Source organism: Staphylococcus sp. KUGN1 (assembly GCF_045984185.1).
Lineage (GTDB): Bacteria > Bacillota > Bacilli > Staphylococcales > Staphylococcaceae > Staphylococcus > Staphylococcus warneri_A.
The window spans coordinates 677686-694982 of sequence record NZ_JBJQIL010000001.1 but is presented as its reverse complement, the minus strand read 5'-3'; the positions used below and the strand labels follow the sequence as shown (position 1 = coordinate 694982).

Sequence of the window (17297 nt, the reverse complement as noted above, 5' to 3'; positions counted from 1 at the left end):
AATTCTATTATCTATATCATATCATTTATTACATTTAATTTATATTAGTTCTTATTTGTCAGATAATAAAAAAAGGAAAGTACCAATCGAATGGTGCTTTCCTAATTTATTATTAAGATTAACGACGGATACCTAAAGATTTGATTAATTCACGGTAACGTTGAATATCTTTACCACGTAAGTAGTTTAATAAGTGTCTACGACGACCAACCATTTTTAATAATCCACGACGTGAATGGTGATCTTTTTTGTGCTCACGTAAATGCTCGTTTAATGCAGAGATTTCTGCAGTTAAAACAGCGATTTGTACTTCTGGAGAACCAGTATCTGTTTCGTGAGTGCGGTATTCTTTAATTAATTCATTTTTACGTTCTTGTGAAATTGCCATTGTCAATTTCCTCCTTTAATTTGTATACTCCTTTATCCGAGTTAGGCGTCGGAGTCTCGACCTACTAAGAAAAAGGTTGTCTCTTAAACAAGGTTAACTTGTTTTAATCAACTTTATATATTATATGATACATCATCACCAAAATCAACAGATAATAAATATTTAGCACGTGCTTTGTCATCATTCATCTGCTCTACCAATGGATCAATGCCATCAAATTTTATTTCAGGACGTAAGAAATGATGCCAATATACCACTACTCGTTCGCCATAAATATTTTCATCGAAATCGAAAATATTTACTTCTATTACCACTTCGGCTTTAGCTGGATCATGGAAAGTGGGTTTAACACCTACGTTTGCAACGCCTCTATATAATTTTTGTTCAGTGCCGATTTCCATACTTACTGCATATACACCTTTTTTAGGTAACAAATAATCATCATTAGGATGAACATTTGCAGTTGGAAATCCTATTGTTCGCCCACGCTTTTCACCTTGAACGACTGTACCTTTAATTTTATATAAGTAACCTAATTCCTCATTCGCTTTTTGCAATTCACCGTTTTGTAACGCATCTCTAATCGCTGTAGTAGAAATTTTTTCATCGTCTAATTCTTGTTTGCCTACTATTGTCGTATTAAATGAATCAACTTCGTTTAACACTGTCATATTACCTTTACCAAATTTACCAAATGTAAAGTCAAATCCAGCAATAACTTCTTTAACATTATTTTTTATAATATATTCTTCAATAAATTCTTCAGAAGTTACATTCGCAAACCTAGATGAGAAATTGATAACAATACAGTAGTCCACATCATGTGAAGCTATCATATCAATTTTGTCTGAAAGTGGTGTTAAATAAGTCGTTCTTTTACGTTCAGGATTTAACACAACTGATGGATGTGGATCAAACGTCATAACAGCTTTCTTCAATCCACGAGATTGTGCCTGTTGATCTAATGTTTGAAAAACTTTATCATGCCCTTTATGCATACCATCAAAGAAACCAAACGCCATCGCAACATTTTCATTTATTCGTTGGTCTTCTTGAATTGGATGGGTAATTTCTATCACTTTCATAATAAATCTCCTTTAATTAAATACTTTTTTTGGTTTTAATTCATCTGGTTTATCTGGATGTACAATGTATATTGCCATCGCTTTTTGAGTTGAATCATTAACAAATACAAATTGGTCATTCGTTATATTTTGAAATTGCTTTTTATAAAACTTTTGACCATTTAAAATGCGTTGTTTGATTTGTTCATCATCTATACTAATTTGTGGTAAACCTTTCAAACCATATTCTATAGGAAACAATTTATCTTGTAATGCATCATGCTCATGTAAAGAACGTATATCATCAAGAGTGAGACTTTGTTCAAGACCAAATCCTCCTGATTGAACACGTGTTAATAATGACATATGTGCTGGCAAGCCTAACTTGGCACCTATATCAGTCGCTAATGTTCTAATATATGTTCCTTTACCACAATTTACTGAAATATCGAAATAACATTCTCCATCTTTGAATCTTAAAGGTGATGTACGTACTATGTGTTTAATGGTTACTTTTCTCACTGGGCGCTCCACAGTTTCATTATTACGTGCATACTCATATAATCTTTTCCCATTAACTTTAACGGATGAGTACATGGGTGGAATTTGTTCAATTGTACCTTTAAATTGATTGATAATGTCATCCACCTGAGTTTCAGTTAATGTATTTTCTTCAATATTTTGATATTCAACAGTTTCTCCCGTTTGATCTTCTGTTGTTGTACTTCTTCCAATTGTTACGGTTGCATTATAGGATTTCCCCATTTCCATAACATAATCACTTACACGTGTTGCCGAACCGATACATATAGGTAGGACACCTGATACTTCGGGATCCAACGTGCCCGTATGACCGATTTTTTTAGTTTTAAGTATCTTTCTTAATTTAAATACCACATCGTGACTTGTTAATCCTCGATCTTTATATACTGGTAATATACCGTTATACATGGTTTCACACCTTTTATTTTCCAAAATTATTACGCTTTATATTATAATATTTAGCAAAGTATTTGATGATTGAGTACATCGATTAATATGATTGATTTTGATATGTATATAGCCTGAGAAACATTTTCCCAGGCTAAAATAATATGATAATTATTTATCTTGTTTGTGTAAATCTTGGATCATACGTTCAATTTTATTACCATATTCTATTGATTCATCATATTCGAATGATAATTCTGGAATAATTCGTAATCTCATACGTGAGCCAAGTTCAGATTTAATAAATCCTTTAGCTTTATCTAGTGCTTTAAAAGTATTATCTACTTCTTTTTGATTACCTAGAACTGTTAAATATACTTTACCTTGAGATAAATCATTTGTTAATTCAACATCTGTAATTGTAATAAAACCTACTCGAGGATCTTTCACTTTATTATTAACGATATCCATGATTTCTTTTTTCATTTGTTCGCCAACACGTTCTGCTCTCATATTACTCATTTATTGTCACCTCTTTTATTCTTTATTTTTGAGTTTAAATAAGAGGTGAGACATAAGACAATTATTTATTAGAACATGGTTTAATGCTCTAATATATCTCGCCTGTCTCAACCTCCAAACTTCATCGCAAAATTAGCGATTATCTTTTGATTTCAACCATTTCGAACGCTTCAATAATGTCGCCTTCTTTTAGGTCGTTATATTTTTCAATCGTAATACCACATTCATAACCTTGGGCTACTTCTTTAGCATCGTCTTTGAAACGTTTTAATGTGTCTAATTCACCTTCAAATTGAACAATGCCATCACGAATAACGCGTACGCCTGCATTACGAGTAATTTTTCCTTCAGTAACATAACTACCTGCAATTGTACCAACTTTAGAAACTTTGAATGTTTGACGTACTTCTGCTTGACCAATGACTTGCTCTTCATATTCAGGGTCAAGTAGACCTTTCATAGCTGATTCAATTTCTTCAATAACGTTATAAATGACACGGTGTAAACGCATATCTACGTTTTCTGCTTCAGCTGCACGCTTAGCACCAGCATCAGGACGTACATTGAATCCGATGATAATACCATTTGATGCATTGGCTAAAGTAACGTCAGATTCATTAATTGCACCTACAGCAGTATGAATAATACGTACATTCACACCTTCAACATCTATTTTCATTAATGATGCTGCTAATGCTTCAACTGAACCTTGTACGTCACCTTTAATAATAACGTTTAAGTCTTTCATTTCACCTTGTTTCATTTGTTCGAACAAGTTATCTAACGTAACGTTTTTACTTTCTTGACGTTGTTGAATAACGCTTTCTTCATGACGTGCTTCACCAATACGACGCGCTTGTTTTTCATCTTTAAATACTACAAAGCGATCGCCAGCTTGTGGTACATCATTAATACCTGTAATTTCAACTGGTGTAGATGGACCAGCAGTTTTGATTCGTTGACCTAAGTCATTAACCATCGCACGAATACGGCCATACGTATTACCTACAACAATTGAATCTCCTTGATGTAATGTACCATTTTGTACTAGTAATGATGCTGCAGGTCCTCTTGATTTATCTAATTCAGCTTCAATCACAGTACCTACTGCTTGTTTATCAGGGTTTGCTTTCAACTCTTGAACTTCTGCAACTAAACCAATCATTTCTAATAGGCTATCGATACCGTCTCCACTTAATGCTGATAGTGGTACGAAGATCGTATCGCCACCCCAGTCTTCTGGAATTAAACCGTACTCTGTTAACTCTTGCATTACACGGTCAGGATTTGCGGTTGGTTTATCTATTTTATTAACTGCAACAATTGTAGGAACATTCGCTTCTTTAGCGTGATTAATCGCTTCAATTGTTTGAGGCATAACACCGTCATCTGCAGCTACTACTAGGATTGTAATATCTGTAACTTGAGCGCCACGTGCACGCATTGTAGTGAATGCCGCGTGTCCAGGTGTATCAAGGAAAGTAATCTTTTTACCTTCATTTTCGATTTGGTAAGCACCAATATGTTGTGTGATACCACCCGCTTCACCTGCAGTTACTTTAGTATGACGAATTGAATCTAATAATGTTGTTTTACCATGGTCAACGTGTCCCATAATAGTAACAACTGCAGGACGTTCAATTGCATCTGGATCTTCAGTTTCATCGTCGAAATAAATAGATAAATCTTCTTCTTCGATGATGACTTCCTCTTCAATTTCAACACCATAGTCATCTGCAATTAACTCAAGTGTCTCTTGGTCCAATGATTGGTTAATGTTAGCAACAATACCTAATAAAAATAATTTTTTTACAATACCTGAAGATTCAACATTCAGTTTATCTGCTAATTCTCCTACTGTAATGCCTTCTTGATACGTAATTTTAGATGGCATTTCTTTAGGTTCTGCTTGTTGTGGAGCACTTTGCTTTTGGTTATTCTTTTTATTATTTTTGTTGTTTTTGTTATTTTTATTATTCTTCTTATTGTTATTGTTGTTTTGATTACTTTGTTGTTTACCTTTGTTGTTATTATTCTGCTTGTTTTGATTATTTGATTTATTATTATTTTGTTTTTGGTTACTTTGTTGCTTATTTTCAGATTTATTGTGATTATTTTGAGTATTCTTTTGTGTTTCGTTACTTTGTCCTGGTTTGAACTTTTTGTCTAAAGCTTTAATTTGGTCATCTTCTAAAGCTTGCATATGGTTCGACACTTCAACGTTCATACTCTTTAATTCATCTATAATCTCTTTACTCTTTAGATTTAATTCTTTCGCATATTCGTAAATTCTTTGTTTACTCATATAATCACTCCTCACGATATTCATCTATCATAGACAGCAACTTTTTGGCAAAACCTTGATCAGTAATGCCAACGTTGACTCTCTCGCCTTTACCAAGTGCTATCCCTAATTCTTCTCTAGTTCCAAATACCCTTAAAGGCACTTTATAACTCGAAGTTTTATTTTTAATTAATTTCATAGTGTTTGGAGAAGCATCATTAGCTAATATAACTAACTTTATATTGCCTTTTTGCATATCATTGACAATAACTGATTCACCCGTTTTCACTTTACCTGCTCTCATCGCAAGACCTAAAAAATTAAATATCTTCTCATTAATCATTTTGTTGGAATCTCTTCTCTATAAATTAAACGAATAACCTCTTTATATACAGGCTCTAATTGTTCTTTAGAAGCTTTAAAATATTTTTCTAAAACTTCCTTTTGTTGTGCTTTTTCTACTAATTGAACATCTTTTGAAACATAGGCACCACGGCCTTGTTTTTTACCAGTAGCATCAGCGAATATTTCGCCTTCTTTGTTAATTACAACTCTAATCATATCTTTCTTTGGATGCATTTCATTAGATATGATACATTTACGCATTGGAATTTTTTTCTTTTTCATGTTCAATCATCACTCCAACCTATTTTTCTGTATCTTTATCTTCAGTAGTAACTTCATCCGTATCTTCTAACGTTTCATCTGTTTCAGCTGCTAATTCGGCAGTAGTTAAATTTGATTCTTCTAAATTCACATCTTCAAATTCAATGTCTTCATCACCAGTATTTACAACTTCATCAGCAATTTCTTCTGATTCAATAACAGGATAAACGCCTGCTTCACGAGCATCACTTTCAGATTTAATATCAATTTTCCAACCAGTTAGTTTAGCAGCTAAACGTGCGTTTTGACCACGTTTACCAATTGCTAATGATAATTGATAGTCTGGTACAACTACTACTGTAGATTGATTTTCTTCGTCTACGATAACTTCTAACACTTGTGATGGACTTAAAGCATTTCTTACAAATACTTTAGGATCTTCATTCCATTGAACAATATCAATTTTTTCTCCACCAAGTTCTTCTACTACAGCTTCAACACGAGCACCTTTTGATCCGACACAAGCACCTACTGCATCGATTTCAGGATTATCAGAGTACACACTAATTTTAGAACGATCTCCTGCTTCACGTGCTACTGATTTAACAATAACGGTACCATCAAAGATTTCAGGTACTTCTTGTTCAAATAGTCGTTTTAATAAGCCTGGATGGCTTCTTGAAACATAAATTTGAGGTCCTTTAGTTGTTTGTTCAACTTTGTTAACAAAGACTTTAATTCTTTCGTTAGGGATATAGCTTTCATTCGGACTTCTTTCTGCCTCAGACAATACTGCTTCAATACGACCTAAATTAACGTAAACATATCTATGGTCTACACGATCGATCACACCCGTTAAGATGTCTTCTTCTTTATCGATAAATTCATCATAAAGAATTTCTCTTTCAGCATCTCTCAAACGTTGCATGACTGCTTGTTTAGCTGCTTGAGCACCAACACGTCCGAAATCTTGTGGCGTCACATCTTCTTCATATATGTCACCAATCTCGTATGCTGGATTTTTAACTAATGCAGTACTAATATCAACTTCTTCTCTATCATCGAATACTTCTTCAACAACTTCTTTTCTAGCAATAACTTTGAAAGTACCTTCGTCCATATTAAGTTCTACCCTAACATTTCTGGCACTATCATAGTTTTTTTTGTAAGCAGTAATTAAAGCTGCTTCAATAGCATCAATTAATACTTCTCTTGGAATTTTCTTTTCCTTTTCTAAATATTCAGTAGCTAATAATAATTCATTACTTGACACGGCTCTTCCTCCTCACCACGTTATAGCATTACTGCGTGACGTGCTTTTGCAATTTTATTGCGTGGTATCTCTATCGTTTTTGTTTTAGATTTTTCTTTGACTTCTATTAATATAATATCCTCTTTGACTTCTTTTAAAATACCTAACCATTCTTTTTCATTTTCGATTGGTACATAAAGTGAAATAAAAATGGGATGTGATATTGCATCTTTAAGCGCTTTCTCATTCTTAATAGGTCTTTCAGCACCTGGAGATGCTACATCTAAGTAGTACATTTCAGGTATTGGATCATTTTCATCCATCGCTTCGCTAATCTTTTCTGAGGCTAACGTACAATCATTAAGATCGACGCCACCTTCTTTGTCTATTGAAATTCTTAAAAAATGATCTTTACCTTCTTTAACATACTCAATTTCAACTAGTTCAAAGTTAAGGTCATCTAATACGGGTTGAATAATAGGTTCAACTTGTTCAGCTATTTTACTCATACAGGCCTCCCTTTTAGGCAAATAGAAAAGAGCGGGTTTATGCCCACTCTTTTGCCTGAGTTACTAATTTTTTAAGCAATCTAAGTATACCATAAGTTATACTAGTAAACAAATCACACCCTAATTAATGGGAACATCCCTGTATACACTTAATAATTTAATAACTTCTTTATTGTTTTACATTACATGTCAAAAATAGATAATTGTGCTTTATCAGGTAATCCTGGTAATGAGCCTAAATCGTCTAGATATTCAATAACCTTTTGTGATAAACCTGCTTTTTTATTTAAATCTTCTTTAGATAAAAATGGTCCTTCTTCTCTTGCTTCAACAATTCGTTTGGCAACATTTTCACCTAGTCCTGGTACGGCTATAAATGGTGGAATCAATGTATCACCTTCAATAATGAAATCAAACGCTTGGCTTTTTTCTAAACTAATCGGTTGCATACGATAACCTCGATGAGCCATTTCATTCATTATTTCTAATACTGTTAATACATCTTTTTCTTTTTTACCTAAATCCATATAGCGAGAGTACATATCTTTTACAGTGTTTTTAATACCTGTTTTATCTTTAATCATAGTAATTAAATCAAAATCAGATGCTCTAACTGTAAAGTAAGACGCATAATAATATAAAGGATGATGTACCTTAAAGTATGCGATACGGACTGCCATTAATACATAGGCTGCCGCATGGGCTTTAGGGAACATGTATTTGATTTTACGACAAGAATCTAGATACCAATCAGGAACGTCATTTTCTTTCATAGCTTCAACCATTTCATCAGTTAAGCCACGTCCTTTACGTACAAATTCCATTGTTTTGAAGGCCATAGATGGTTCTAATCCTGCATACATCAGATATACCATGATGTCGTCACGACAACCAATAACTGATGATAAATCACAAATACCTGCACGGATTAGTTCTTGTGCGTTACCTAACCAAACATCTGTACCATGTGATAGTCCAGAAATTTGTACTAATTCAGAAAATGTTGTTGGTTTAGTATCTTCAAGCATTTGTCTTACAAATCCCGTACCAAATTCCGGTACACCAAATGTCCCTGTTTTACATAAAATATCTTCTTCAGTCACACCTAAACTTTCTGGACTACTAAATATTTTCATAGTTTCTTTATCATCCACAGGAATCGTTTTAGGATCAATGCCAGATAAATCTTGTAGCATACGTATCATAGTTGGATCATCGTGTCCAAGTATATCGAGTTTTAAGACGTTATCATGGATAGAATGGAAATCAAAATGTGTTGTCATCCAAGCAGAACTTTGGTCATCTGCTGGATATTGTATAGGTGTAAAATCATAAATATCCATGTAGTCTGGAACTACGATAATACCACCAGGGTGTTGTCCAGTTGTACGTTTAACACCTGTACAACCTTTAACTAAACGATCCACCTCTGCTCCACGTTTATGAATACCTTGGTCATTAAGATAACCTTTAACAAATCCAAATGCAGTTTTTTCGGCAACTGTACCAATTGTTCCTGCACGGAATACTTTGTCTTCACCGAATAATACTTTTGTATAGTTATGTGCATTAGGTTGATATTCACCACTGAAGTTTAAGTCGATATCTGGTACCTTATCACCTTTAAATCCTAAGAACGTTTCGAAAGGTATATCTTGCCCCTCTTTAATTAGCTCATTGCCACATTCAGGACATTTTTTATCGGGTAAATCGAATCCTGAACCAACAGAACCATCGTCGAAAAACTCACTCGTTTTACAATGCGTACAAATGTAATGTGGCGGCAATGGGTTAACTTCAGTGATTTCTGTCATAGTCGCTACAAAGCTTGATCCTACAGAACCACGTGAACCTACTAAGTAACCATCATCTAAAGATTTTTTAACCAAACGTTGTGAAATTAAATAAATAACTGAGAAACCGTTCCCTATAATACTATCTAGTTCTTTCTCTAAACGATCAATAACAATTTGAGGTAAATCTTCACCATATAACTTTTTGGCATTGCTATAACTTAATTCTCTTATTTCTTCATTCGCACCATCCATTCGTGGTGTATATAATTTATCTTTAATTGGTACAACACGTTCAATTTGATCTGCTAAGGCATTAGTATTTGTTACAACTAACTCATAAGCCTTTTCTTCACCTAAGAAATGTAATTCATCCAACATTTCGTCGGTTGTTCTAAAATGTGCTTCTGGTAAAGTTGAACGATTTAAAGGATTCCCCGGTTGGGAAGCAATTAAAATTTTACGAGCGATGGCATCGTGTTCATATAAATAGTGTGCATTACCTGTTGCTATAACAGGAATATTAGCACTCTTTCCAGCTTCAATTAAACGATGATAAATCTCATGAAGTGTTTCAGTATCTCTAATGAGTTCACGATCAATAAGATCTTGATAAAGTGCTGGTGGTTGTACTTCAATAAAGTCATAATACTTTGCTATTTTTTCTACTTCTGATTGATCTCTTTGCATGACAGCTGTAAATAATTCACCTTCATCACATGCCGTTCCAACAAGCAAACCTTCTCTATACTCATTTAATAAAGATCTCGGTATTCTTGGTGTTCTATAATAATAGGTTACTAATGATTCACTCACAATTTTGAAAAGATTTTTTAAACCTTGTTGATTTTGAACTATTAATGTGACATGTGATGGTCTAGCACGTTTATATGCATCTTCATTAGATAGTTTTTGATTAATATCTATATGATTTGTCACGCCAAGTTCTTTCATCTGTTGAACCATTTTAATAAAAATATATGCAGTAGCTTCAGTATCATATATCGCTCTATGATGTTGTGTTAAGTCCACACCATATTTTTTAGCAAGGAAGTTCAAACCATGCTTACCATAATCAGTATTTATAGTACGAGATAATTCTAGTGTATCAATTACACCATTAGTTGAAGGGCCGAATCCAAGGCGTTCATAACCTGTATCAATGAATCCCATATCGAATGAGGCGTTATGGGCCACGAATATGGCATCTCCTACCCATTCTTTGAATTCTGTAAGTACATCTTCTATTTCAGGAGCATCAGTTAGCATATCATCTGTAATATGAGTTAAATTAATAATTGTTTCTGATAATTTCTCATGAGGATTACTAAATCTTTCAAACTTATCTATGATTTCTCCGTTATGTACTTTAACAGCTGCTAATTCGATAATTTTATCATATTGATTAGATAAACCAGTCGTTTCTACGTCAAAAACAACATATGTAGCATCTTTTAAATCTCGATCTGTAGGTTTGTAAGCAATAGGTACACCATCATCCACTAACATACCTTCCATACCATATATCATTTTGATACCATGTTTTTCAGCAGCAGCATGGGCATCTGGAAATGCTTGAACAACATTATGATCTGTCACAGCAATCGCTTGATGACCCCAATCAGCTGCTTGCGCTACATAGCCGCCAATATTAGGTATGCCATCCATTTGACTCATTGATGTATGTAAATGGAATTCAACTCTTTTATTTTCTGCCTTATCTTTTTTAGGCGATTTTTTAATTTCTTCAATATCAGACATCATCATAACTAAATCTCTAACAAAAGTATCTTCTTCAATACGACCTTGTGCACGAACCCACTTTCCTACACTTAAGGCTTTAAAATGATCTAAATCATTTTTATTTTTACGAGTAAACATTTTCAATACTAATGAATCTGTATAATCCGTTACTTTCAATTCTACGATATGACGTCCACTTTTCAATTCTTTTAAATTAATATCAAATATAACGCCCTCAATTGCCACTTTAAATTCTTCTTCTATAATCGATTCTATTGATCTTAAATTTTCAACTTGAATTGGTTTACCAATTTGACATTTATCTACATCGCTTTCGTTGTTATCTTGTTGTTTTGCTTTTTCCGCTTTCATTTTTTCAAGTTTTTCAGTAGCCTCACGTGCACTTTGTTCATCTTCTTCTTGAATATGCGCTTCTAATGATGCTAGATCTTCATCATGGTTAGTATTATCTGTTTCAAATACGACTTTATCTATTTTAAATCCGCATTTTTTAAAAGCAGCGACTAAACTACCATTACATGCCTTATCAAAATGGTTACGTTCAATATCATTGGAAACCATTACTTTTAGAACATTACCTGACATAATCAAGCGTTTTTGTTTTAACTGCCCTTTTACTTTAGGAGATAAGGCAGTTTGATCGATACAATGTGCAAAATATTTAATTGCCTGTTCATCTTGATTATCAGTGTTTTCTATCGTGAAATGACAGCTTACATCCGCTATTTCTTTAAATTCTTCTACAATCGCATGATTAAAAAGTAAATAATCTTCATGAGATAAGAAATATGGCAATGTAATATGAAATTCCCATGTTCTATTTTTACTTGAGACATCAATTCTAGTTAGTTCTCCTTGCTGTAGGATTTCTGAATCTAATTGATTAGAAATTTTAATTTGATCAGCAAGTACTTTAAATTTTTCCTGATTTGTCATTGCCAATATGAAAACCACCTTAAATTTATACTCTTTAACATTGCTTGAATTAGTAATTTGGAATTATGAAATCAATCATACAAATTATACTGATGAATCGTTCGAAGTTCAAAGCAAATTTATATCTTATTATACGCTTAATTGGTATAGATTTCATCGATATGAATTAAATACATTTACGAAAAATAAGGAGTGGATAAGAATTCTAATTGAATCCATCATCACACTCCCAATACATAAAACCTAAAAGGTCAAATGTTCATATTTAGTTTAATGTTAAATATAAATCTTTAATATAATTTTCTAAATCATCAATATGAATTTCTTCACTTTCACCTGTTGAACGTTGTTTAACTTCTACAATACCTTCTTCTGCACGTTTACCAACTACAACTCTCAATGGTAAACCTATTAAATCAGCATCGTTAAATTTAACACCCGCACGTTCTTGGCGATCATCATATAGTACATCATAGTTATTCATTAATTGATCATATAATTGATCACCTAGCTCACGTTGTTCCTCTTTTTTAGGGTTAATTGTAATTAAATGTAAATCAAATGGTGTAACTGATTTAGGCCAAATAATACCGTTATCGTCATGGTGTTGTTCTACTATAGCACTCAATGTTCTAGACACGCCAATACCATAACAACCCATAATGAGCGGTTGTGCTTTACCTTGGTTATCTAAGAAAGTCGCATTCATTGATTCAGAATATTTTGTTCCGAGTTTAAAGACTTGTCCAACTTCTATTCCTTCTGCAAATTGTGCATTTCCAGAACCATCACTTAAAGGTTCACCTTCTAAGATAAATCTAAAGTCTCCAAATTCGTCAACTTTAAAATCACGATCTAATTGTGCATTTTCGAAATGATATCCATCTTCATTTGCACCAATCACAAAGTTATTTAAGTCTTGAACAAAATGGTCAGCATAGATTTTAATATCTTTATCATGAATAGGACCTAATGAACCTGGATGTGCACCCACAATATTAACAATTTCATCTTGGCTAGCCATTTCAATTTGGTCTGTACCAAAGTATGCTTTTAATTTCACGTCATTCAACTCATGATGTCCTCTTACAAGTACCATGATAAACTCGCCATCCACTTTAAATGTCATTGTTTTCACAATTTCATCTAGCGGACGATTTAAATATTCAGCTACTTCTTCAGCTGTTTTTATATTAGGTGTCTCTACCTTTTTCAATTCAGCAACTTCAGTATTTTTAGGGTTAGCTGTATAAACCACTTCTGCTTTTTCAATGTTGGCAGCATAATCACTTTCATTACTATAAACGATAGTGTCTTCACCAATTTCACTTAAAGCCATAAACTCATGTGTATGATTACCACCAATTGCCCCTGAATCTGCTACAACAGGTCGTGCATTGATGCCTACTCGTTTAAATATACGATCATACGCGTTATACATATCTTGATAAGTTTCATCTAATGATGCTTCATCAGCATGGAAAGAATAAGCATCTTTCATGATAAATTCTCTACCACGAAGTAACCCAAAACGTGGACGTTGTTCGTCTCTAAATTTAGATTGGATTTGGAACAACGTTAAAGGTAAACGTTTGTATGACTTTAACTCATCTCTAACAAGTGATGTCACTACTTCTTCATGCGTTGGTCCTAATGCAAATTCGCGTCCATTACGGTCTTTTAATCGCATTAATTCAGGACCATATGCACCCCAACGGCCTGATTCTTCCCATAATTCAGCTTGTTGGAGCGCTGGCATTAAAATTTCTACTGCATCTACTTTTTCCATTTCTTCACGTATAATCTTAGAAATATTATTCAGAACACGTGTAGCTAATGGTAAATAGCTATATATTCCACTTGTACTTTGTTTAATTAAACCTGCTTTTAATAATAAACGATGACTTAAAGCTTCAGCTTCTGCTGGCACTTCTCTCATAGTTGGTATAAAAACTTTAGATTGTTTCATAGTTACTTTGCCTCCCTATTTATAAGAAATATCTTTGAATATCGTTCCATGTTACTAGAATCATAATGATAACTACAAAGATTGCACCGACTGCAATAATACCTGTTTCTGCCTTTTTATTAATAGGTTTTCTAAATATTGCTTCGTAAATCACAAATAAAATTCTTCCACCGTCTAATGCTGGAATTGGTAATAAATTCATAATACCTAAGTTTACACTTAATAATGCTGTATATGTGATCAAGTTAATAATTCCCGATTTCACAACTGAATCCACATTATGATAAATACCTACTGGCCCATTCAACATGTCAAATGAAAAACCACCAGTAAAGATACTCGCAAGCATGCCAACGACTGCTGTAAATATTAACGTACCTGCTTTAAAGAACTGTTCAACTCCTGCGACAAGAGGCTTAAATACCGTATGTTCTGTTTTCGGTTTGAATCCAATTTGATAAACTGTCTCAGATTTATTCTTTGTTTGTTTGATTTCAGTTTTCTTAGGTTCGATATCGATTGATTTCATCTTACCGTTTCGTTCAACTTTAACAGTAGTTTTAGCAGATTTATTTTTATCTAAAATGTTTGAAATATCATTATAATCTTTAACTTTGTGGTTACCAATTTGTTCAATTTTGTCGCCTGCTTTTAATCCTGCTTTTTCAGCGGGATAACCTTTGGCTAAATCGCCTACTGTTGTTGTAGGTGTACCATGATAATATGCTAATCCAATAAATAGTACGATAGCCAAAATAAAGTTAAATAACGGGCCGGCAAATAATGTTAAAAATTTGGGTAACGGCTTCTTATGTGTGAATTGACGTTCTCTAGGTGCTATTTGAATTAAGCTACCATTTTCAACGAAATATGCTTTCTTAGCGATATTGAAATGATGACGCTCTTCATCATATGATGTGATACCTTCAATAAAAAGATCATCTTTAAAATCACATTTTTTCACTTCAATAGCTTCAATTTGTTGGAATTTATGTTGATCATCTAAAATGATATGTGTAATTTGATCATGATCATTTAATTTAATTTTTACGTTCATACCTGGTTCAACAGGCGGCTCCTCAAGACCATCACCTGCCATACGCACATATCCGCCTACAGGCAAAATACGAATTGTATATAACGTTTCATCTTTTCTAAAACTAAAGATTTTCGGTCCCATACCGATGGCAAATTCTGGGCACATAATGCCCGCTCTCTTAGCAAAGAACATATGTCCATATTCGTGGACAGTTACAAGAACACCAAAAACGATGATGAACGCTAATATTGTTATTAATGAGCTCACTCGCTACACCTCTATTTTAAGTAATATTTCAAATTTCTCTCGATTAATTATTAAAAGATAATATAAGACATTATATTACGTTTGACTTAATTAGCATATTAATTTGGCTAATCATGTTCATTATACTTTTGTACCAATGAAAATTATGTATAAGTTATGAAAAGGAGTTAAGAAATGCTATGAACATCTCAATAACTCCCCCATTATAACATTTTATTTATTAAAAAATGCTTCAAGATATTAAATTTGAATTAAAAGAATGTTTAACAATGGTAAAACAAACATGAAACTATCAAATCTATCTAATATACCACCATGTCCTGGTAAAATTCTTCCAGAATCTTTCACACCGAAATGACGTTTAAATCCAGATTCTACTAGATCACCTAATTGTCCAAACATGCTTAAGATGATGGTCACAATTAACAATAACCACACGTTTAAATTAAAATCTACAAAAAACTGCATTACTAGCGGTACAAGTAAACTACAGAAAAGACCACCAATAAATCCTTCAATTGTTTTGTTTGGACTTATAACTGGCCATAACTTATGTTTGCCCATTAAACGGCCAAAAATGTAAGCACCAGTATCTGTTAACCAAACTATTAAGAATGCATATAAAATGTAGTGTAATCCTTCTGAACGCGTTTCATAAAAGTACATAAAACCAATTCCGACATAGGCAACGCTCATTAAACAAAATGCTGCATCCATAAAACTAAATCTATTTTTTGATAAAACAGTATAACTGAGTACTATAAAACTCATTGCGACTAAACTTTTCAACTGTATGACTTGTACCCAATCTCCGGCATCTTGAGGAAGCATAATAATAATTAAACCGATTGCACTTATTATCCCGGGAATTGAAATAAATTTAATCATATTCATATTTAAAAGTTCTTTTAATGCAATTAATGCTAATAAATAAGCAAAAAGCATTAGTACTAATCCACCCTTTAAAAGGATAGGCAAGAAAATTAATAAAGCAATAATCGCTGTCAATGTTCTTACTTTCATACTTTACTCCTCACTCAATCCTCCAAAACGTCTTTGGCGTGATTGGTAAATTTTTAAACAATTTTTCAATTCGTCACCATCAAAGTCTGGCCATAATTTTTCATTAAATATGAATTCACTATATGAAACTTGCCAAATTAAAAAGTTGCTTATTCGTTGCTCACCAGAAGTTCTAATTAATAATTCTGGATCAGGATAATTCTTAGTCATCAAGTGTTGATTAATTAAATCTTCGTTAATATCATCACTACTCAATCCTTTATGTTGGATTTCATCTACAATCGTTTTAAAACTTTGAACGATTTCAGCACGCCCACCATAATTGATGGCAAAAATTAATCTTAATCCTGTATTATTTTTCGTTTTTTCTTTGGCATGATCAATAGCTTCGATTGTTGATGTCGGTAACCCTTTTTGAAAACCAATTGTTTCAACTTTAACATTCTTCTCTATCAATTCTGGTAGAAATGTTTTTAAAAAGTTAACTGGTAAATTCATAATATAGTTTACTTCACTTTCAGGTCTAGACCAATTTTCAGTGGAGAAAGCGTATAAGGTAAGATATTTAATACCGATATCACTAGTTTCTCGTGTGACCTTCTTGATTGTTTGCATACCTTCATAATGTCCTTTAATACGAGGCATTTTGCGTTGTTTAGCCCAACGGCCATTACCATCCATGATAATTGCAACATGTTCAGGTATATTATGTAAATCTAAATCATTAAATTGATTACTTTCACTCTTATTATTATTTCTAAGCTTTTTAAACATGGTCTTTCCTCCGAGCCTGATCATCTCTGTATTATTGTATAGGTTGTTTAAACAATCATCTACCATTTTATCATACTCATTTATAGCATTGAATAAGCAAATAAAAAAACTGTACCAAAGTCTTACTTGGTACAGTTTAGACTAGAATGAATATTGCATCATTTTGTCTTACATTAA

Annotated in this window: 14 protein-coding genes; all 14 read right to left on the bottom strand. The window is 33.0% G+C overall.

What is annotated here, in order from left to right:
* Positions 1-118: 118 nt before the first annotated feature.
* Entirely contained in the window at positions 119-388 is a 270-nt protein-coding gene (gene rpsO / locus ACJQQZ_RS03520) for a 30S ribosomal protein S15 (RefSeq protein WP_002450539.1), read from the bottom strand.
* 113 nt (positions 389-501) lie between these two features.
* Positions 502-1473 carry a riboflavin biosynthesis protein RibF gene (gene ribF / locus ACJQQZ_RS03515; protein ID WP_049425151.1) on the bottom strand — a complete coding sequence of 324 codons (972 nt, stop codon included), beginning with the start codon at positions 1471-1473 and terminating at the stop codon, positions 502-504.
* A gap of 12 nt (positions 1474-1485) precedes the next feature.
* Positions 1486-2403, bottom strand: coding sequence for a tRNA pseudouridine(55) synthase TruB (truB, locus tag ACJQQZ_RS03510; RefSeq protein WP_049425149.1), 918 nt, complete (start codon positions 2401-2403; stop codon positions 1486-1488).
* 150 nt (positions 2404-2553) lie between these two features.
* Positions 2554-2904 (bottom strand): 30S ribosome-binding factor RbfA, encoded by a 351-nt coding sequence (gene rbfA, locus ACJQQZ_RS03505; protein ID WP_002450542.1) that lies wholly within the window; start codon positions 2902-2904, stop codon positions 2554-2556.
* 139 nt (positions 2905-3043) lie between these two features.
* On the bottom strand, positions 3044-5209 hold the full coding sequence (gene infB, locus ACJQQZ_RS03500) for a translation initiation factor IF-2 (RefSeq protein WP_002450543.1): 2166 nt from the start codon (positions 5207-5209) through the stop codon (positions 3044-3046).
* Between the two features lie 4 nt (positions 5210-5213).
* On the bottom strand, positions 5214-5531 hold the full coding sequence (locus ACJQQZ_RS03495; protein WP_002450544.1) for a L7Ae/L30e/S12e/Gadd45 family ribosomal protein: 318 nt from the start codon (positions 5529-5531) through the stop codon (positions 5214-5216).
* Positions 5528-5815, bottom strand: a complete 288-nt coding sequence (gene rnpM / locus ACJQQZ_RS03490; RefSeq protein ID WP_002450545.1) for an RNase P modulator RnpM — start codon at positions 5813-5815, stop codon at positions 5528-5530. Before rnpM ends, ACJQQZ_RS03495 begins: the two co-directional genes overlap by 4 nt.
* A gap of 19 nt (positions 5816-5834) precedes the next feature.
* Positions 5835-7067 (bottom strand): transcription termination factor NusA, encoded by a 1233-nt coding sequence (nusA, locus tag ACJQQZ_RS03485; protein WP_002450546.1) that lies wholly within the window; start codon positions 7065-7067, stop codon positions 5835-5837.
* Between the two features lie 20 nt (positions 7068-7087).
* A complete protein-coding gene (rimP, locus tag ACJQQZ_RS03480; RefSeq protein WP_049425144.1) occupies positions 7088-7555 on the bottom strand; it encodes a ribosome maturation factor RimP in 468 nt (155 codons plus the stop codon).
* Between the two features lie 182 nt (positions 7556-7737).
* The gene (locus ACJQQZ_RS03475; RefSeq protein WP_145505348.1) at positions 7738-12048 is read right to left on the bottom strand and encodes a PolC-type DNA polymerase III; all 4311 of its coding nucleotides are present in this window, start codon (positions 12046-12048) and stop codon (positions 7738-7740) included.
* Positions 12049-12313: 265 nt separating this feature from the next.
* Positions 12314-14017, bottom strand: a complete 1704-nt coding sequence (locus ACJQQZ_RS03470) for a proline--tRNA ligase (RefSeq protein WP_124228347.1) — start codon at positions 14015-14017, stop codon at positions 12314-12316.
* A gap of 19 nt (positions 14018-14036) precedes the next feature.
* Positions 14037-15323 (bottom strand): RIP metalloprotease RseP, encoded by a 1287-nt coding sequence (gene rseP, locus ACJQQZ_RS03465; RefSeq protein WP_107541011.1) that lies wholly within the window; start codon positions 15321-15323, stop codon positions 14037-14039.
* A gap of 240 nt (positions 15324-15563) precedes the next feature.
* Positions 15564-16346 carry a phosphatidate cytidylyltransferase gene (locus tag ACJQQZ_RS03460; RefSeq protein ID WP_002450551.1) on the bottom strand — a complete coding sequence of 261 codons (783 nt, stop codon included), beginning with the start codon at positions 16344-16346 and terminating at the stop codon, positions 15564-15566.
* A 3-nt stretch (positions 16347-16349) separates the two neighbouring features.
* The gene (uppS, locus tag ACJQQZ_RS03455; RefSeq protein WP_124228348.1) at positions 16350-17120 is read right to left on the bottom strand and encodes an undecaprenyl pyrophosphate synthase; all 771 of its coding nucleotides are present in this window, start codon (positions 17118-17120) and stop codon (positions 16350-16352) included.
* Positions 17121-17297 lie beyond the last annotated feature (177 nt).